General features: G+C 70.2%; 15 protein-coding genes. 11 read left to right on the top strand and 4 right to left on the bottom strand.

Annotated features, from left to right (window positions below):
- Nucleotides 1–73: 73 nt before the first annotated feature.
- Complete coding sequence (locus ACN8HC_RS02045; RefSeq protein WP_490073202.1) at nt 74–1060, bottom strand: pirin family protein; 987 nt, start codon at nt 1058–1060, stop codon at nt 74–76.
- A gap of 42 nt (nt 1061–1102) precedes the next feature.
- Here ACN8HC_RS02045 and ACN8HC_RS02040 point away from each other — a divergent pair, with 42 nt between their 5' ends.
- From ACN8HC_RS02040 to ACN8HC_RS02015, 6 genes are all read left to right on the top strand, one after another.
- Nucleotides 1103–1564, top strand: a complete 462-nt coding sequence (locus ACN8HC_RS02040; RefSeq protein ID WP_490073201.1) for a MarR family winged helix-turn-helix transcriptional regulator — start codon at nt 1103–1105, stop codon at nt 1562–1564.
- A gap of 12 nt (nt 1565–1576) precedes the next feature.
- Complete coding sequence (locus ACN8HC_RS02035; RefSeq protein WP_490073200.1) at nt 1577–2551, top strand: pirin family protein; 975 nt, start codon at nt 1577–1579, stop codon at nt 2549–2551.
- Between the two features lie 199 nt (nt 2552–2750).
- On the top strand, nt 2751–4196 hold the full coding sequence (locus ACN8HC_RS02030) for a cytochrome ubiquinol oxidase subunit I (protein WP_490073199.1): 1446 nt from the start codon (nt 2751–2753) through the stop codon (nt 4194–4196).
- A gap of 18 nt (nt 4197–4214) precedes the next feature.
- Nucleotides 4215–5261 carry a cytochrome d ubiquinol oxidase subunit II gene (gene cydB, locus ACN8HC_RS02025; RefSeq protein ID WP_490073198.1) on the top strand — a complete coding sequence of 349 codons (1047 nt, stop codon included), beginning with the start codon at nt 4215–4217 and terminating at the stop codon, nt 5259–5261.
- Nucleotides 5261–8551 carry a thiol reductant ABC exporter subunit CydC gene (cydC, locus tag ACN8HC_RS02020; RefSeq protein ID WP_490073197.1) on the top strand — a complete coding sequence of 1097 codons (3291 nt, stop codon included), beginning with the start codon at nt 5261–5263 and terminating at the stop codon, nt 8549–8551. Before cydB ends, cydC begins: the two co-directional genes overlap by 1 nt.
- The gene (locus ACN8HC_RS02015; RefSeq protein ID WP_490073196.1) at nt 8545–8946 is read left to right on the top strand and encodes a BlaI/MecI/CopY family transcriptional regulator; all 402 of its coding nucleotides are present in this window, start codon (nt 8545–8547) and stop codon (nt 8944–8946) included. The genes cydC and ACN8HC_RS02015 overlap by 7 nt, the downstream gene beginning before the upstream one ends.
- 18 nt (nt 8947–8964) lie before the next feature.
- Here ACN8HC_RS02015 and ACN8HC_RS02010 read toward each other — a convergent pair whose 3' ends face one another.
- Complete coding sequence (locus tag ACN8HC_RS02010; RefSeq protein ID WP_490073195.1) at nt 8965–9849, bottom strand: M56 family metallopeptidase; 885 nt, start codon at nt 9847–9849, stop codon at nt 8965–8967.
- A 42-nt stretch (nt 9850–9891) separates the two neighbouring features.
- Complete coding sequence (locus ACN8HC_RS02005; RefSeq protein WP_490073194.1) at nt 9892–11619, bottom strand: hypothetical protein; 1728 nt, start codon at nt 11617–11619, stop codon at nt 9892–9894.
- Nucleotides 11620–11960: 341 nt separating this feature from the next.
- Here ACN8HC_RS02005 and ACN8HC_RS02000 point away from each other — a divergent pair, with 341 nt between their 5' ends.
- The 5 genes from ACN8HC_RS02000 to ACN8HC_RS01980 all read left to right on the top strand — a co-directional run bounded on the left by ACN8HC_RS02000 (nt 11961) and on the right by ACN8HC_RS01980 (nt 16625).
- Entirely contained in the window at nt 11961–13409 is a 1449-nt protein-coding gene (locus tag ACN8HC_RS02000; RefSeq protein ID WP_490073193.1) for a UDP-N-acetylmuramoyl-L-alanyl-D-glutamate--2,6-diaminopimelate ligase, read from the top strand.
- Nucleotides 13410–13588: 179 nt separating this feature from the next.
- Entirely contained in the window at nt 13589–14413 is an 825-nt protein-coding gene (locus tag ACN8HC_RS01995) for a glycerophosphodiester phosphodiesterase (RefSeq protein WP_490073192.1), read from the top strand.
- A 25-nt stretch (nt 14414–14438) separates the two neighbouring features.
- A complete protein-coding gene (locus ACN8HC_RS01990; RefSeq protein ID WP_490073191.1) occupies nt 14439–14867 on the top strand; it encodes an ATP-binding protein in 429 nt (142 codons plus the stop codon).
- 10 nt (nt 14868–14877) lie between these two features.
- Nucleotides 14878–15738, top strand: coding sequence for a P1 family peptidase (locus tag ACN8HC_RS01985; protein WP_490073190.1), 861 nt, complete (start codon nt 14878–14880; stop codon nt 15736–15738).
- An 11-nt stretch (nt 15739–15749) separates the two neighbouring features.
- A complete protein-coding gene (locus tag ACN8HC_RS01980; protein ID WP_490073189.1) occupies nt 15750–16625 on the top strand; it encodes a DUF5926 family protein in 876 nt (291 codons plus the stop codon).
- A gap of 70 nt (nt 16626–16695) precedes the next feature.
- Here ACN8HC_RS01980 and ACN8HC_RS01975 read toward each other — a convergent pair whose 3' ends face one another.
- Nucleotides 16696–18870, bottom strand: coding sequence for a hypothetical protein (locus tag ACN8HC_RS01975; protein WP_490073188.1), 2175 nt, complete (start codon nt 18868–18870; stop codon nt 16696–16698).
- Nucleotides 18871–18888 lie beyond the last annotated feature (18 nt).

Genomic DNA, 18888 nt, shown 5'->3' with positions numbered 1-18888 from the left:
GTAGCGACGAAGGAGCGTATCGAGATCAAGTGCATTCAGGTGGTTTCGATACGGGCTCGCCTAGCGGCTCGCCCTACTCGACCGACGTGGGACGACGCTCGACCGACGCTGCCGGCTTCTCGGCCGGCGTCGGGCGCGGTTTACGTGGTTTGAGTCGCACCGGCGGCAACGGCGGTGCGGGGATGCGGTCGACCGGGCCGTCATACCCCTCGACCTTGCCGAATCTGCCTGACCGCGCTTCCCATTCCTCGCGCGCGGCCACGATCTCCTCGTGGGTGCGCGCGACGAAGTTCCACCACATGATCAGGTCCTCGTCGAGCGGCGTCCCGCCGATGAGGATCGCGCGGACCGGCTCGTCGCCGCTCATGAAGCGAATGTGCTCACGGCCGGTGTCGACGATCCCGAGTTGGGACCGCTGCAGCGCCAGCGCCTCCTCCTCGGTCGCGTCGCCGGGCGCGATGGTGAGGGCCCCGTCGTCGAGCAGCACGGCGTGCTCGAAGGACGGGTCGACCGGAACGTCGACCGCTGTGCCGGGCGCCAGCTGCAGCTCGGCCGCAACGAGTGCGCTGAAGGTCCGCACCGGCGAGGACGCACCGTCCAGCTCACCGACGAAGACCCGCGCCGTCGCCTCGCCGGACATGACCGGCAGGTGCGTCACCGGCGTCACGAAATGGTCGAATCCGTTGCCGCCATTGCGATCGGCGTCCGGCTGGGCAACCCACAACTGGACACCCCGCAGCCGTTCAGAGCGGGAGACCTCGGAGTGGCTGATGCCGTCCCCGGCGGTCATCAGATTGACCTCGCCGGGGTGGATCAGCTGGACGTTGCCTGCACTGTCCCGGTGCTCGATCTCCCCGTCGAAGATCCAGGTGACGGTCTGCAGGCCGCAGTGCGGATGGGGCGGGACGTCCATCGGTGTCGTCGACGGGCCGAAATGATCGACGAAGCACCACGCGCCGACCATGGTGCGCTCGCGGTGCGGCAGGGTGCGGCGCACCTGGAGGGCGCGCAGCCCGCCGAGCGGCACGTCGCGCGGCTCGAGGAGCTCGAGAGTCGTCACGTGGGACACCATAACTCTCAAATTTGAAGTTAGGCTGGTTCGGTGGCGACGTCTCGCGTGCACATGTGGCGCTCCTATCTCGAGTCGAGCGTGTTGTTGCAGACCGCGCTCGATGAGCGCTTCCGGGCGGCGTCCGACCTGTCGCTCTTCGAATATCACCTCCTGCTCCTGCTCGACGAGGCTCCCGGCCACCGGTTGCGGATGGGCGATCTGGCCCGGGCGATGGTGTTCTCCAGCAGCCGGCTGAGCTACCAGATCGGCGTGCTCGAGCGTCGTGGGCTGGTATGCCGGGAGCGCGACGCGGGCGACGCGCGCGTCATACATGCCTGCCTGACCGCCGCCGGGAAGAAGAAGTTCGACGAGTCGGGGCGCACCCACCTGATGGCCGTGCGCGAGCTCTTCCTCGACGACCTCAGCGCGGAGGAGGCGGCCACCCTCGACAGGGTGTTCACCCGGCTGCGCGCCGAGCTGCGCAACCCACGGAATAATTCAAATCTGAAGTAAGTTGGAATCGGCATGCCTGCTGTCACAGTGTCGAACATCCTGGCCCTCCCGCGCGTCTCGACTCCCGAGCCGAGCGCGCAGTCGCGGACGGTCAAGTCGGTCACCACGGCCCCGAAGGGCTTTGAAGGTGAAGGTTTTCCGGTGCGCCGCGCGTTCGCCGGAGTCTCGATGGCGGATCTCGATCCGTTCATCCACATGGATCAGATGGGTGAGGTGGAATACGCGCCGGGCGAGCCGAAGGGCACACCCTGGCACCCGCACCGTGGGTTCGAGACCGTCACCTACATGATCGACGGCATCTTCGAGCACCAGGACAGCACCGGCGGCGGTGGGCGCATCACCGACGGTGACACCCAATGGATGACCGCTGGCTCCGGCCTGCTGCACATCGAGAAGCCGCCGGAGTCGCTGGTCATGTCCGGCGGGCTCTTCCACGGCCTGCAGCTGTGGGTCAACCTGCCGAGCACGATGAAGATGACCGACCCGCGCTACCAGGACATCCGAGGCAAGGAGGTGGCACTCCTCTCCAGCCCGGACGGCGGCGCACTGCTGCGCGTCATCGCGGGCGAGGTCGACGGCCATGAGGGTCCCGGCATCACCCACACGCCCATCTCCGTGGTGCACGCGACGGTCGCGCCCGGTGCTCGGGTGCAACTGCCCTGGCGCAAGGACTTCAACGCGCTGGTCTACGTGCTTGCCGGCCGGGGATCGGTGGGAGCGGAACGCCGTCCGATCGAAACCGGTCAGCTCGCGGTGTTCGGCCCCGGCGAAGTCATCGAAGTCGCCGCGGACGACAACCAGGAGTCGCGCAACCCCAGTCTGGAGCTCTACATCATGGGCGGCCGGCCGATCCGCGAGCCGGTCGCGGCATACGGTCCGTTCGTGATGAACACGCGCGAGCAGCTGATCGAGGCGTTCGAGGACTTCCAGGCCGGCCGGCTCGGCACCGTCCCCGCGGAACCACACCCCGGCCACGACGTTCTCTGACGCGGACACCAACCGCACCCACTTCGCCGAGAGGCTCACCAAATGCCCACAGGCTCGGAACGATCGCGTCGTACGGCGTGATTTTCTGGGCCTCTCGAGATGTTTCTGAGCCTCTCGGCGAGGAGGGCGGGTGCAGTACTACCCGAAGTAGTAGTAACGTTGGCTACGACAAAACGTAGTAGGCAACGGAGGAGAGCCCGTGGACGCCCTCGATCTGGCGCGGTGGCAGTTCGCCATCACGACGGTCTACCACTTCCTGTTCGTGCCGATCACGATCGGCCTCTCGGCGATCGTGGCCGGTTTCCATACGTGGTACCTGCGCCGCCGCAGCCCCGAACTGCTCCGGCTGGCAAAGTTCTTCGGCAAGCTCTTCACCATCAACTTCGCGCTCGGCCTGGTCACCGGCATCGTGCAGGAGTTCCAGTTCGGGATGAACTGGTCGGACTACAGCAAGTTCGTCGGTGACATCTTCGGCGCCCCGCTGGCGTTCGAGGCGCTGCTCGCCTTCTTCCTCGAATCGACCTTCCTCGGCCTGTGGATCTTCGGCTGGGGCCGCATCCCGGAGAAGATCCACGCCGCGTGCATCTGGGTCGTCCACATCGGAACTGTCCTGTCGGCATACTTCATCCTCGCCGCGAACTCGTTCATGCAGCATCCGGTCGGCTACAAGTACAACGCGCGGACCGGACGCGCCGAGCTGACCGACTTTCTCGCGGTGCTCACCAACAAGGTGCAACTGGTGACCTTCCCGCACGTGCTCGCCGCGGCATACCTCTGCGGCGGTGCGATGGTGATGGGCGTCGGGCTGTGGTCGATGCGCAAGCACGAGCACGAGCGGATGATGTATCGCAAGGCGGCGCGTGTGGGTGCCGTCGTCACCCTCATCGCGGGACTTGCGGTCTCGATCACCGGCGACACCCAGGGCAAGGTGATGACCGAGGTGCAGCCGATGAAAATGGCTGCGGCAGAAGCGCTTTACACGACTCGGGACAGTTGCGCCGAGTTCTCGATCTTCACCATTGGCTCGCTGAACGGCGAGCACGAGAAGTACGCGATCACCGTCCCGTGTGTGCTCAGCTTCCTGGCGACCGGGTCGTTCAGCGGCAAAGTCCAGGGCGTCAACGACCTGAAACGTGAACTGCCGGGCCAGATCTCGAAGGCGGCAGCGGCACGCGGTGAACCAGCACGCTACGTACAGCCGGCCGACGCCGTCTTCACGCCGAACATCCCGCTCGCCTACTGGTCCTTCCGGCTGATGATCGGCATCGGGATGCTCGCCGCCGCGATCGCGGTCGCCGTGCTCTGGCTGACCCGGAAAGGCCGTGCGCGGATCCCGCGCTGGCTGGTCCTTGCCGGCATCGCCGCGCCGCTGCTTCCGGTGCTGGGCAACAGTTTCGGCTGGATCTTCACCGAGACCGGCCGGCAGCCCTGGCTGGTGTATGGCGTGATGACGACCTCCTCCGGGGTGTCCCCGACCGTCACCGCCGGCACGGTCATCACCTCGATGGTCGTCTTCACCATCTTGTATGCCGCGCTCGCGGTCGTCGAGATCAAGCTGATGCTCGACTACACGCGGCACGGCGCCGAACCGTACACACCGACCGAGCAGACGGCGGAAGACAAACCGCTGGCCTTCTCCTACTGAGGCTGAAGGAGATTCACGATGTCCCTGGAAACGTTCTGGTTCATCCTCATCGGCCTGCTCTGGGCCGGCTACCTCATCCTCGAAGGCTTCGACTTCGGCGTCGGCATGCTGCTGGCGATCATCGGCCGCGGCCGCGACACGGCCGAGACGAACACCCGGCGGCGGCTGATGCTCACCACCATCGGGCCGTTCTGGGACGGCAACGAGGTGTGGCTCATCACCGCGGGCGGCGCGATGTTCGCCGCCTTCCCCGCCTGGTACAGCACGATGTTCAGCGGCTTCTACCTCGCGATGCTGCTGCTCCTGGTCGCACTCATCCTGCGCAACATGGGTCTGGACTACCGCTACAAGCGGGACAGCGATCGGTGGCGGGCCGGCTGGGACGCGGCGATCATCGGCGGATCGGTGCTGCCACCGCTGCTGGTCGGCATCGCGCTGACCAACCTGATCCACGGCGTGCCGGTCGACCGCAGCGGCAACTTCGCCGGCAGCTTCTTCACCCTGCTCAATCCGATGAGTCTGCTCGGCGGCATCACGCTGGTCGCGGTGTCCCTGGTGCACGGCGCCTTCTTCCTCGCGCTGAAAACCACGGGCGCCGTCCGGGAGGACGCGCGCCGTGTCGCCCGCCGATGCGCCCCGGTGGCAGCGCTGCTCGCGATCGCGCTGCTCGTCTGGGTCAACGTGCACACGGGGACCAGCTGGTCGTGGGCCGTCGCGGTGCTCGGCGTGGCGGCGTTCGTGGGCGCAGTCGGCGCCGACCGGGCGGACAGGGACGGGTGGGCCTTCACCGGCACCTTCGTGACCATCGGCGCGACCGTCGCGTGCTACTTCCTCGCGGCATACCCCGACGTCATGCCGAGCACGACCGACCCGGCGTTCAGTCTCACCGTGCACAACGCATCCAGCTCGCATCTGACCCTGCAGATCATGACCGGTGCCGCGGTGATCTTCACCCCGATCATGCTGCTCTACACCGCCTGGAACTACTGGGTCTTCCGCAAGCGGGTCAGCGCCGATCACATTGCCCCGCAGACAGATCCGCTCGCCAAGGTGGCTCTGCACTGATGCGGCCGTTCGATCCCGACCTGCTCCGCTCGGAACCCGCCGTGCGGCGCCCGCTCGCCGCCCTCGGTGGCCTCGGAGTGCTGCAGGGCGTGCTCGCGATCGCGCAGGCGATCGCCGTGGCGCGGCTGGTCGTCGCGGTCGTCGGCGGAAGCCGGTTGCTCGGCCCGTCTGCGGAGGTCCTGGTGGTCTTCGCACTGCGGGCCCTCGGCGCGAGCGCCGCCGAACGCGTTGCGGCATGGGCCGGTTCGTATGTCGCAGGCGTTCTCCGCCGGCGGGCCGTGCGGGGCTGGCTGACGCGGTCCATCGACACCCGGCCGAGCGAGACGGTGATGCTGAGCCGGGCGACCCACGGTGCCGAGGCGATCGAGCCGTATGTCGCCCGCTACCTCCCGGCGCTGATCAGCGCTGCGGTGGTGCCCACGTTGGCGTTGCTCGCGCTCGTGTGCACCGACTGGATCAGCGCACTCATCGTCGTGCTCACGGTGCCGTTGCTGCCGCTCTTCGCGGCACTCATCGGCATGCACACGCGCGACGAGACCGCCGCACGCTGGCGCGAAACGGACCGGCTGACAGGTCATTTCCTCGATGTGATGCGCGGACTGCCCACACTGGTGAACTACCAGCGAGCGGAGCACCAGGTCGGCGTGGTGCGGGCCGTGGGGGACCGGCTGCGCCGGGCGACGGTGCGAACCCTGCGCACGGCCTTCCTCAGCTCGGTCGCGCTGGAGCTGCTCGCGACCATCTCGGTGGCGATCGTGGCCGTGGCGGTCGGTCTGCGGCTGGTGCACGGAGAGATGGGGCTACAGGTCGGCCTCATCGCCATACTCCTGGCGCCGGAGGCGTATTGGCCGATCCGGCGGATCGGCCAGGAGTTCCACGCAGCAGCCGACGGCGCGCAGGCGATCGCCGACCTGCTCGAGGATGCGTCGGCCGGTCCGGCGACGCAGCGAGCGCCCGGTGTCACTCTGGCGGCCGTAGGCCTGGACTACCGCTACCCGGGCACGGACCGCCTCGTGCTGCACGACTTTCGGCTGGATGTGCGTGTCGGGCTCACCGCGCTCGTGGGTGAGTCGGGTGCGGGGAAGACGACCGTGCTGGACCTGCTGGCGGGGGTGCGCACGCCTGTTGCGGGCACCGTGCAACAGCCGGATGCCGTGCACTACGCGACCCAGCGCCCGTTCCTGATCCCCGGGACGCTGGCCGACAATCTCGCGCTCGGCGGCCCACTGCCCGGGGGCACCGACTGGCTGCCGGAGCCGTTGCGTCGCCTGCCGCACGGACTGCAAACGCCGGTGAGCGACGACGGATTCGGCCTGTCGGCCGGTCAGCGCGCCCTCCTCGCGCTGACCCGTGCCCGGCTCTCCGACGCGCCGGTCGTGCTGCTCGACGAGCCGACCGCGCACCTCGACCCGGACATGCGCCGGGCCACCGAAGCGCTGATCCGCGACCTGGCGACCGATCGAGTGGTCATCGCCGCGACGCACAGCGAGTCGCTGATGGCGGTGGCGGACAAGGTCGTTCGCCTCCGGCCGACCGAGCCGGCCGCGGGCGCCAATGTGCATGCCCGGGTGTCCGCACCGGCGTCGCCGGCCGCGACCCAGCTGCCCTCCGAGGTCGGCACACCGACACCCGTGGGTCATCCCGCCTCGGTCTGGCGGCCCGCCCGCGGCGTGCTGCGCGCCGCCGGCGTGGGCGCACTCGCCTCCACCTGTGGCGTGGCACTGACCGCCACCTCGGGCTGGCTGATCGTGCAGGCGTCGACCCGGCCGCCGGTGCTGACGCTGCTGGTCGCGATCGTCTGCGTGCGTGCCTTCGGCATCGGCCGGCCGGTGCTGCGTTACGTCGAGCGGGTCCGCTCGCACGACGCGGCACTGTCGGACCTCGTCGACCGTCGAACGTCGCTCTACCAGCGGCTGATCCCGCTCACGCCGGCGCGACTCGGCCAGCGGCGCCGCGCGGATGTGCTCACGGCTGCGGTGGCGGATCTCGACGACGAGGTCGACGTGCAGGTCCGCACGCTGGTCCCGGTCGCCGGCGCAGCGGTGACCAGCGGCATCGCACTGGCCGTGGTCACCGCGTTGCATCCGCTGAGCGGTCTGGTGCTGGGTTGTGTCTTGCTCGCGGCCACCGGCGCGGCCTGGTGCGACTTCCGGCTGGAAGCGGCGGCACAGCGCCATACCCTTCGGGCCCGGGCGGCCGTCAACGAGGAGACTCAGCTGATCACCACGAACCTCCCTGGTGTTCAAGCGATTTCGGCGAGCAACCGCTTGCTGGACCGGCTGGACACGGCGACCACGGCAGCGCTGCACGCCGCGGGCCGTCAGGCACGTGGACGCGCCATCGGCACAGCGCTGAACACCGTGATCGCCGGACTCGGTGTCGTCGGCACCGGGTTCGTCGCGCAGGCCGCCCTGCAGCAGGGAGCCGTCGCGGCACCGATCGCCGCACTCTTGGTGCTGGGCCCTCTCGCGCTGATGGACGTGCTCGGTGAGCTGCCCGACGCCGTCGGCTCCGGGGCGCGCGGCCTCGCGGCGCGCGGCCGCCTGGACCGGCTGACCACCCAGCCACCCGCGGTGTATGACGCGAGCCCGCACGCCTCGTCTCCCGCGGCCGGCTCGGGGATCCGGCTGCGCGAGCTCCGGGCCTCCTGGACGGGCACCCACACCGACCTCGCGGTGGACCGCGTGCGCTTCGCGCCGGGGGAGCGGGTCAGCGTCGTCGGACCGAACGGTTGCGGCAAGTCGACCCTGCTGGCGGTTCTGGCGCGCCACCTCGATCCGACGAGTGGCAGCTATGACTTCGCCGGACGAACCGTGCGCGCGCAGTCCCTCCGAGCCGTGCGATCGCAGCTCGCCGTGGTGGACGACGAGCCGCACGTCTTCGCCGGATCCGTCCGGGCGAATCTGCTGCTCGCCCGGCCGGACGCCGACGACGGCGCCGTCGCGAGAGCGCTGGTGGATGCCGGACTCGGCCGATGGCTGGCGACTCTGCCGCACGGCCTTGACACGGAGCTCGGCGACGGGCGCAGCATCAGCGGCGGCGAACGCGCCCGCCTGGCGATCGCGCGAGCTGTGCTGTCCGGCCGTCCGGTGCTGCTCATGGACGAGCCCGTCGCGCACCTGGACTCGGCGACTGCTCGAGCGGTGATGGCCGACGTGCGCAGCGCGACCGCCGGCGCGACCGTGGTGGCCGTGTCGCACCAGGCGGTCGACGAGCTGGCACCGGACCGGACCGTCGCCATCCAGCTGCCGAGCGTTCCAGCCGAGCGGACTACGGTGTCGTCGTGGTGAGGCGGCGGCAAGCACAATCCGGGCTAGGTGACCTGGAGAGCGCGGTGATGGAGCAGCTGTGGGCGCTCCCGCCGGACGGCTGGCTGTCGGTGCGCGAAGTGCTGGAGCGGCTGGTCGACCGGGACCTCGCCTATACGACGGTGATGACCGTGCTCGATCGCCTCGCCAAGAAGGAGCTGGTGAGCCGCGAGCGCGTCGGTCGTGCCTGGCGCTACCGCCCGGCCTCCAGTCGCGACCAGCTGACCGCCGAGGTGCTGCAGTCCAGCCTGGCGCCACTCGCCGCCGACGACCGCAAGGCGGCTCTGCTGCACTTCCTCGACAACGCGACGGCCGAGGACCTGGACGTGCTGCGCGCCGGTCTCGCCGCGGTCGAGCGCCGCGCCGCGTCCGACTGACGGCACCTGCGCGAACCGTCAGCCAATCCCCAACAGAGCGCCCCACGCGATGACGCCGGTCACCGCAACGACGACGACCGCGGCCAGCACCACCACCGTCGCGAGCACGCGGTGCGGTCCTGCGTCGGCGAGCAACTCCATCCGGCGCTGTGCCGGTCCACCCGCCCCCAGCATCGCGTCCGGGTGGCTGCCCCCTGCCAGCTGCACCAGTGCTCGCGCAACCGGCAGCGGACCCACCGTGCGGCAGGCCGCGCGGTCGGCGAGCAGCTCGATGAGCAGTCGCACCTCGAACATCCCGCGGTCACTGCGAATTGCCCGGGGCACCGCGGTGTGCAACACGGTGAAGAATTCGAGCACCAGGTCGTGCCGCAGTCGCAGATGAGCCCGTTCGTGCGCGAGCACGCCGGCCAGTTCCTCGGCCGGCAGGGCACGAATCGTGCTGTCGGTCAGGACAACGCGGCGCCGCCGGCCGGGGATGCAGTATGCCGTCGGCGTCGGGTGGGCCAGCACCGTCACCGTCCCGCCCGGCACACGGTGACCGGCCGCCGGATCGCCGAGCAGGTCGATCAGCTCGGCGTGCTCGCGTCGCGCGGTCCGCAGATTGCGTCCGATCCGGTGTCCTTGGAGCAGCAACCGCGCGACGATGAGGCCGGAGATCAGCAGCCCGACGACGAGCAGCGGGATGTTGGCCGCCGGTGCCGGGATCTGCCGGCGGTCACGCACGACCTGCAGGATCGCCAGCGGAGCGAGACACACCGCCGCGAAGATCGCGGACAGCGAAACCGCCTGCCACAGCAACAGAGCGGGGCCCGGCACGCGCTCCAGCGCCGTCAGCCGCGGAAGCAGTCGCGGGACCGGCCAGGTGAGCAGGACCGCGACCACGAGCAATCCGGCGGTCAGCACCCGGCCATTGTCGCCGAGCGCCGCGATGCGGTTGCCGTCGCGTCAGTCCGCGGTGAGCGGCACGGCATACAGCGTGGTGTCGCTGCCCACCGAGCCGACGCAATAGGCGACCTTCGCGGTGCCGCCGCGCGGCACCAGCACCTGCCCCCCGGAGCCCTTGGCGGGGCCGAGCGGCTTGCCCTTGCTGTCCGCGGTGAGGATGTTGTCGCCCGATTTGCTCCAGCTGTCGTACTGCGAGATCGCGATCGGTGACCAGCGCGCGGTGATGACGCGGGTCGCGCCGGTGCGCATGTCGATCCAGGAGTTTCCGCCCACGGCCCAGCTCTCGTCGGGGGCCAGCATGAACGAGCTGGGGAAGACGGCCGGGTCGATCCGTGTGGTCGTCATACGTGGCTCGAGGCTGGGCAGGGCGAAGGAGCGTAGCCGGGAGGTGGTCGTCTCGGCCTTCGGCACGAAGGCGGTGATCAGCTGCGTCGCGGTGGCCCCGACGAAGGTGCCCGGCACGGTGCCGGCCGGTGCGGTCAGCTTCTTCGGTTTCGGCACCTGTGTCTCGTGGGTGCTCAGCCAGACCCTGCCGTGCGTGTCGGTCGCGACCACGGTGCCGTCCCGCAGGACCGCGACCGGGTTGCTGCCCTTGTCGATCGCGCGTCGGGTCAGCTTGTCGCCGTGCAGCACATAGGCGCTGGTCTCCTCGTCCGGCTTCGTCACGATGACACCGCTCACCGTGATCGCGGTGGACCAATCGCTTTGCAACGGCCAGGTTTTCGCTTCCCCGCCGGTCAGCGGATAGGCGATGAGCTGACTCTGGCTGACCAGCACGATCGAGGTGGTGCCGTCGACCGGGGCCAGCGTCGGACCGTTCGCGATGATCGCGTCGATGGGCAGATCGGCCTTCCACTGCGACTTGCCGGTGGCCGCGTCGAGCGAGATCAGCTGGGTGCCACCGGTCGTGTCGTTGTCGACGGTGCAGATCAGTTGGCCGGTGGTGACGGCCAGCCGCGGCGCGACGTCGGACAGGTTCACCACGGACCAGAGATAGCTCGCGGGTAGCCCCCCGGGCGGCCGCAGGCCATCCGGCAGTGGCGTGCCGGTCATCGAGGGCGTGGCGCTGGGGCTGCTGTTGCTGCCGCGGAAGGCGAAGAAACCGGCCGTCGCCGCGCCGGCGAGCACGACCGCGCCGGCGCCGCCGAGCAGCAGGGTTCGCCGCGACGGACCGCGGTTGTCGCGCGGCTCGTCGCTCACCTCCGCCGCCTCGGCCGGCCGAGGTTCGTCGGGCTCCGGTGCCGTGGCCGGTGGAAAGTGTGGCTCCGCGCTGGTCTGGGTCGTGGTGCTGGTCGGGATGGGGCGCCCGAGATCGTCGGTCAACCGGCCGTTGCCGCCGCCCGCGACGTCCGCCGACTCGACCGGCGCGTATGCCGGCGCCGGCTCCACCGGCTGCTCCACCGGACGGAACGCGTTGACCGGAGCAGTCGGTGCGCTCGCCGGTTGCGCCGCGGGCGGCGGCACTTCGCGGGGGACCCCGTCCGGGTCGATGGCGAGGTGGAAGACGGCACCGTCGGCCGTCACGCCCATGACCCGGATGGTCTGGCCCGGCACCGTGCGATCGGCGCGTCTGCGCGCTTCCCGGATCAGTGCCCGGTGTATGCCGACACCGGCGGGCGCGGCGATCGGCTCGTCGTCGACCCAGCCGCGTTCCGCACCGGATGCGTCCGGCTGGACCCGCAGCACGAATGCCGGACGCGCCGGGACCTCGTGCTCGTGCTCAGTCATCTGCGTGCGTCGTCTCTCGGCGTCTGAGGTGTTCGGGTCGACGGTGAGCGCCACCGAGCAGCCCAGTCGACCGACGCTCACCCTTTGCTTCCGCGAGTCTGACACGGGGAGCGGTCCGGACCCTCATTGGAGAGCCGCGTGATACCCGTTCGTAACCTTGGCGATGGTGCCGGCCGGCGTGCGGCACCATTTCGCCGGAACGGACTGGACCGATCGGCCGATATGTCGATATCTAGGAAAAAATCTAGATCTGATTAGATCAGCGCATCGAGACGCCGTTCCTGCCGTCCGATCAGCCGCCGCAGCACAGCCGGCCGGCCGGTGGCAGGTACGCTCCTGCGGTGCCGTTGGACCAGGAAACCGTCGCCCGTGTGCTCGGCGTGGAAGTGCCCCCGCTGCCGGGACCGATCGTCGCCGTGACCCACGATTCGCGGTCGGTGGTGCCCGGCGGGGCCTTCGTCGCGATCAACGGCTTCACCTCCCGTGGCGCCGATTTCGTACCGCAGGCCCTCGAGCGTGGCGCGGGGCTGATCGTCGCGGAGCAGCCGGTCGACGGCGTGGCCACAGCTGTGGTGCCGAACGACCGGATCGCGCTCGCCGCGCTCGCGACCGAGCTGGCCGGGCACCCGTCATACGACCTGACGGTGTACGGCGTCACCGGCACCAACGGCAAGACCACGAGTTCCTATGTGCTGCACGCGATCCTCACTGCTGCGTATGGCGAGGCGTCGACCGGACTGATGACGACCGCCGAGATCATCGTCGGCGCGCAGCACGAGGTGGCCGTGCGCACCACCGGCGAGGCGACGGAGGTGCAGGCAAACCTGGCACGGATGCGGGACTCCGGCGTGCGGCACGTCGTCCTGGAGACCAGCTCGCACGGCATACATCTGCACCGGGTCGATGGAACTCGGTATGCCGCAGCGCTTTTCACGAACCTGACCCGTGACCACCTCGACCTGCACGGCACGATGGAGGACTACTACCGCACCAAGCGGAAGCTCTTCGAATGGACGCAGGGCCCGAAGCTCACCAATGCCGACGACTCGTGGGGCTCCCGGCTGGCGGGTGAGATCGACGGCACGCTGACCTTCGGAGCCGCCGAAGGGGCCGACTACCGGATCCAGCACGAGCGGCGCGACGGCGTGCGCACCGTCTTCGAGCTGGTCACCCCGCGGCAGGGGACGCTGACCCTGCGTATCCCGCTGCTCGGCGACTACAACGTGCACAACGTCGCCGGTGCCGCCGGGGTCGCACTCGAGATGGGCATGTCACCTGACGTCCTGGTGCGCGCCGTGCACGAAATGGGTCAGGTCCCAGGACGATTCGAGCGGGTGCCCGCCGCTGTCGAGCGCGGCTTCGAGGTGGTCGTCGACTACGCGCACACCGACGTCGGGCTGCGCGCCGTCCTCGAGGTCGCGCGCGAGGTCGCCGGCGACGGCCGGCTGATCTGTGTGTATGGCGCGGCCGGCGCCCGCGACCGCGACAAGCGGCCGAAGATGGGCGCGGTCGCGTCCGAGCTCGCCGACGTCGCGATCATCACCACCGACGACGCCTACCACGAGGACCCCCAGGCGATCGCCGACGAGGTGCTGGCCGGTGCCGACGCGGCGAACACCCGCATCGTGCTCGACCGACGGGCTGCGATCGACGAGGCGTTGCGGGCGGCACGCGCTGGCGACGTGGTGGTCGTCGCGGGCAAGGGCCACGAGCGGGTCCAGCACCTCGCGACCGGCGACGTCCCCTTCCATGACGTCACGGTGGTGACGGAGCTGCTCACCTCGCGCTGAGCCGATCGCCACCCCCTGCCGCCCTTCTCGCCGAAAGGCTCAGATACGACCGACAGGCTCAGAAAGACGGGGCCCGCGAGCCGCATTTTCCTGAGCCTCTGGGCCGTAAGTGAGCCTCTCGGTGGGAGGAGGCCGCGGGTCGCGTACGCAGCCGCAGGCTTCTTTGCAACGATGGCATCGTGCGCACAATCGGCTCACCTCTCGGTGGCGGCCCGCCCAAGGTGATCGCTCACCGGGGCTCCAGCCACGACAACCCCGAACACACGCTCGGCGCCTACGAACGCGCGATCGCGGAAGGGGCCGACGGCCTCGAGTGCGACGTCCGGCTGACCGCCGACCGGCATCTGGTGTGTGTCCACGACCGGCGCGTCAACCGCACCTCCGACGGCCGCGGCGTCGTCTCGGCGCTCGAGCTCGCCCAGCTCGAGGGCATGGACTGGGGCAGCTGGAAGGCCGCCCACGGCCACGACAACGAGATGCCGGACCGGCACCACGCGAGCATCCTCACCCTGCGCCAGCTGATCCGTTCCACCCTGGCCGCCAACCGCAACCCCGACCTGGTCATCGAGACCAAACACCCGACGCGGTATGCCGGAGAGGTCGAGCGGCGCCTGGTCGGCGTGCTCGCCGACTTCGATCTGCTGCGGCCGGCCCCGGACAAGCCGGTGGTCCGCGTGATGTCGTTCTCCTCCATGGCGATCCAGCGGATGGCCAAGCTCGCGCCGCACGTGCAGCGGGTGCAGCTCATCGAGGTCGGGACGTCGCCGTTCTTCCGGGACGGCCTGCCCTCCAACGTCGCGATCGCCGGCCCCCGCATGGGCATCATTCGCCGCAGTCCGGAATTCGTTGCCCGCCAACATCATTACGGCCACCAGGTGCACGTCTGGACCGTGGACACGGAGCCGGACATCGAGCTGTGCCTCACCCTCGGCGTGGACGCCATCATCTCCAACCGTCCGCGTCTGGTCAGGGAAATGGTCGACGCGGCCTACGCGGAGGGCTGAGTCGCCCGTCGGGCATGATGACTGCGTGAGTGACAAGCACAGGGCCGAGCCCTGGGTGCGGACGGTCCGGCTGCCGTGGACCATCGACTCCGTCCCGCAGGTGCGCGAAGAGGTCGTCGCCGACCTCGGCAGCGGCAAGCTGCCGGACAACGTGGTCGAGGAGGCCGAGACCGTGGTCGCCGAGCTGGTGGCCAACGCCATCCTGCACGGCCGTCCGCTGCCCGACGGCACCGTGCGGGTCCGCTGGCGCGCGCGTCCGCCGCGGGTCGAGATCGAGGTGACCGACGGCGGGTCCGGGAAGCAGCCCAAACCGAGACCACAGGCCGACTGGGCTCCCAGCGGTCGCGGTCTCCGCATCGTGCGCTCGCTCGCCTACGAGTGGGGCGTCGCCGACGAGGACGGCCACACCCTCGTGTGGGCGGCCCTCGGGGGCGCGTCGCGACGGCGGATCTGAGTCACCAGGTATGGCGATTCCCGTCGCCGGCGTCAAGGTCGGGCACTGGACCGACGCGGCCGCCGAAACAGGCTGCACCGTCGTGGAATTCCCGCCCGGCACGGTGGCGTCGTACGAATGCCGAGGCGGTGCACCCGCGGCCCGGGAACTTACCCTGCTGGAGCCCGACAAGTCCGTCACCAGCATCGACGCACTGCTGCTCACCGGTGGCTCGGCGTTCGGCCTGGCCGCGGCGGACGGCGTGATGCGCCGCATGGAGGAGCTGGGTCGCGGCGTGCCCACGCCTGCCGGGGCGGTGCCGATCGTGCCTGCCCTCGGGATCTTCGATCTCGCGGTCGGCGACCGCACGGTGCGTCCCGGCCCCGAGCAGGGGTATGCCGCGGCGCTCGCCGCGACCACCCACGACCCGGAAACCGGACAGGTGGGTGCCGGGACCGGTGCCTTCGTCAGCCACTGGCGCGGCCCGCAGGGTGCGCAGCCCGGCGGCATCCGCACCGCGACGCGACAGCTGGGAGACGTCGTGGTGTGGGCGCTGGTGGTGGTCAACGCTTTCGGTGACATCGACCCCGGCACGTCCGGTGTCGACCTTGCGCCGGTCCAGGCGTTGGAGGGCGGCTTCGACTTCGACCGCACGCACACCACCATCGGGCTGGTCGCCACCAACGCGCGGCTCGACAAGATCGGCTGCCGCATCGTCGCGCAGGGGGCCCACGACGGCCTCGCACGGGCGATCACTCCGCCGCACACGCGATTCGACGGCGACGCGTTCGTCGCCGCGGCAACGGGTGAGGTACCGGCGCACGTCGACGTGGTCCGGCTGCTCGCGCTGGCTGCCGTCGCTGACGCGATCCGCGGCGCTGACACCACATAAGGTGGGCAGTCATGGGTAAGGCATCGCGCCGCAAGGGCGCCGACAAGAAGACCGCACGCGCCGCGCGAGTTCCGTTTGCCGCGAGGCCGTTCGACGGATTGGCCGGTGAGACCAGCTGGGTCGCGATGCGTGAGATCCTGCCGGCGGCGACCGCGCGGATCTCCTTCTCGTATGACGGGGCCGAGCACACCGCCACCGTCGCCACCGTGCTGCCGCTGGCGTGGGCGGCCCTGTGCCGCAACGACGGCGAGCGCTTCATTGCCACCCAGTCCGGCGCCGGCTCCGGCGACCTGTCCCGGGACCTCGCCGCCGCTCTGATCGCCACCGTCGACGCCGCGCCGGGAACACCGGTGCCGAAGACGCCGCCGGTGAGCGCCGACACCCCGCGGTTGCAGGACCTCCTCACCGGGGAGGCGCTGGACGTGGAGCTGCACGACGGATTCGACTTCTGGGTCGAGCAGGGCGAGTTGGACGATGCCGCGGCCGCTTCGCTCGAGCAGGCCAACGCCGCCATCTCGCCGACCGCGGCGCTGCCGTCGACGTCGTCGGCATACTGGTGCCACATCGGCGAACGGACCTATGTCCGTTGGGTTCTCCCGCACGCGGAGGACGAAGCCACCGCCGCGCTGGCCCGGCTGCACGCCGCCGGACGGGACAGCCTCGGGACCGACGGAAGGTTGCTCGGCGCCTTCCGCACCTGTGGCCTCCTCGTGCCGGTCTGGGAGGTCGACGCCTCGGCGGACGCCGCGTCATACGACACGGCAATGGGTGAACTGGCCGCTCGTTTCGGTGAGGCCCTCGCCTCGGTGCGTGCAGGCGACGCCCTGACCGACGAGGAGCGCCGGGCGCGAGCCGGTCTGGTGTCGCGTCAGATCACGATCCGCTGAGGCCACCCCACGAAGTTCTCCGCTCCTTCGTCGCTCCGATACTTCGCGGGGACCCCGGCCGTCCCTTTCCTCACTCGGGTCGGAGTTCGGGCTCCGGCTGCCGCTTTGGGTGTGCCAGCGTTCCCTTCATCCGCGGCCCGGCGTCGGGCGCGGCAGTCGGCGCGGCGGCAAGCAGCAGGAGCAGCGGCACCAGGATCAACAGGCCGGTCGGCGGGATGGAGACACCGGAGTCGTTCGACACGAAGCCGATGAACCAGAAGACGACAATCGCTGCGATGCCCTCGCCGAGCAGCGGCACGCGTCTGACCAGGGGCAACAACGCCCGTCCCGGCCACCGGGACGGTGTGAGAAGGACGATGAAGGACACCACCAGGATCAGCGGCACCAGGGCGGTCAAACCGTTGCTCCGCAGCATGTGCCAGTTGGCCGTGATGATGCGCTGAATGCCGGAGAAGTCACCGTGGTAGCGGATCTGCGCGACGAAATCGCCCAAGTGCGTGCGGTATTGCGGCGGCCGGAGGTAATCGAGCACCGCCATCGAGCCCACGATCCCGACCGCCGTGCCGCCGATGAGCGCGGCGCGCCGCCAGGTCAGCGCCAGCCCGCCGGCGTTCAGCGCGAGGTAGGCGAACGCCGGGAACATCGCCAGCGGGCCGCCGCCGTCGGCGCCCCAGGTGGGCGTGCCGTCGACCAGCAACGTGACGAGTCCGATGAGGATGACGGTCGCCGCCGCGAGCCGGCGGTGCCCCTTGCCGTAGAGCACGCCGGCGAGCAGTGCCGAGATGAGCAGCGCGGAGGTCGCGATCATGGCGTCCCCGACGTTGCCCATCCCGTAGAAGCGCCCGCCATACACCGGTTGCAGACCCATGATCGACACGAACTGCAGCGGCGTGCCGTGGATGACGTCGAGCAACAGCACCGACAGGGTGACGGTGGCGATGAACACCGGGGGACCGATCGGGTGGCGTCGCCACGGCCCGAGCAGGGCCAGCGCGGCGATGATCGCGGCGATCCCGACGATGCCCCAGCCGAGCGCGGTGCGCGGTTCGGGTGCGTCCCACCAGTGCACCAGCCCGACCAGCCAGGTGCTGACCGGCATCGACGCGGTGAGGGCGGCGCACCCGCTGATCCACCACCGCAGCGCGCTGCCCGAGCCGGACGTGCGGCCGGCCCGCACCCGCCGCCGGCGCAGCAGCCACCAGACGAGCCCGGCGCCGAGCAGGACGGCCATGGTGATCACGAATCGGGTGAGGAAGTCACCGGAGAGCCCGTGCTCGATCCGCAACTGCATGGCCACCATCGACGCGTCGGTGATCGCGCTGATGCCGGTCGCGCGCGGCTGCACCATCGGTGCCCGGCCCTCGGGCAGGCGCGGCGCCTTGGTGCCGAGCCGGGCGAGGAGCAGCGCGGTCAGGTCGGTCAGCTGCACGACCCCGGGCTGTTGCGTGGAGTATGACGTGAGCAGCCCGTGCGGCACCCCCGGGCCGCGGAGGACGACGGTGTGCAACACCTCCGGCCTGGTGTCGTCCGCGAAGCCCGCGACCACGATGGTCGCGTCGGCAGGAGCTCTGGCGAGGATTCTTCCGAGCAGGGCGTCGTCGATGCGGGGAAGACTGACCAGCGTGACCGGGCAGGAGCGGAGGTCGACGGTGGCCGGGTCGGCGACGTAGTGCTCGACCCGCCCTACGGCGTTGGCCGCCGCGAGGGGGGCATACGGCCCGGCCGCGGTGATGCACTGGCCGGCGAGCGTCAGCCGGGTGGTCAGGTTGGACGGATCGGCCGGCACCGTGCGAGCGAGGGTGATCGCGCGCAGCTTCGGCCAGAACGAATACGCTGCGGGGGCGCCGGCGCCGGTGGTCGGCGTGGTGGTGAGCGGCGTGGGCGGAGGCTGCACCACGCACGGTGCCGGTTTCTGCCCGGGTGGTGTCATCGGCACCGAGGCGCCGTAGGTGGTGCGCTTCCCGGCGCCGAAAGTCAGCCACGACTGGCTGTCACAGCTGTGCGAGCTGAGGCTGCGGGTGGTGAGCGAGCCGACGGCGCCCTCCGTGGCGAGCTTCCACAGGTTCGGCGTCCGCCGGGCGCTGACCTGGTCCCAGGACAAGGTCGGCTGGCTGACGACGATGACGGGACCCGGCTGGCTGATCGGCTGCGCGGCCGGCCAGCGGGTCAGGTAGGAGATGAGGAAGGACCCACCGACGGCGACGACGGACAGGCACACGACCCACGCCAGCCACCGTCGTAACACCGGGCAAAGCGTACGGGA

This window comes from Flexivirga sp. YIM B11880 (genome assembly GCF_058148645.1).
The sequence above is the reverse complement of the archived record's forward strand: the minus strand, read 5'-3'. Positions and strand labels throughout refer to the sequence as shown.

Coding starts and splice junctions, on each gene's coding strand:
- ACN8HC_RS02035 (WP_490073200.1), top strand. CDS start 1,577: ATGCCTGCTGTCACAGTGTCGAACATCCTGGCCCTCCCGCGCGTCTCG.
- cydB (WP_490073198.1), top strand. CDS start 4,215: ATGTCCCTGGAAACGTTCTGGTTCATCCTCATCGGCCTGCTCTGGGCC.
- cydC (WP_490073197.1), top strand. CDS start 5,261: ATGCGGCCGTTCGATCCCGACCTGCTCCGCTCGGAACCCGCCGTGCGG.
- ACN8HC_RS02005 (WP_490073194.1), bottom strand. CDS start 11,619: ATGACTGAGCACGAGCACGAGGTCCCGGCGCGTCCGGCATTCGTGCTG.
- ACN8HC_RS01985 (WP_490073190.1), top strand. CDS start 14,878: ATGGCGATTCCCGTCGCCGGCGTCAAGGTCGGGCACTGGACCGACGCG.
- ACN8HC_RS01980 (WP_490073189.1), top strand. CDS start 15,750: ATGGGTAAGGCATCGCGCCGCAAGGGCGCCGACAAGAAGACCGCACGC.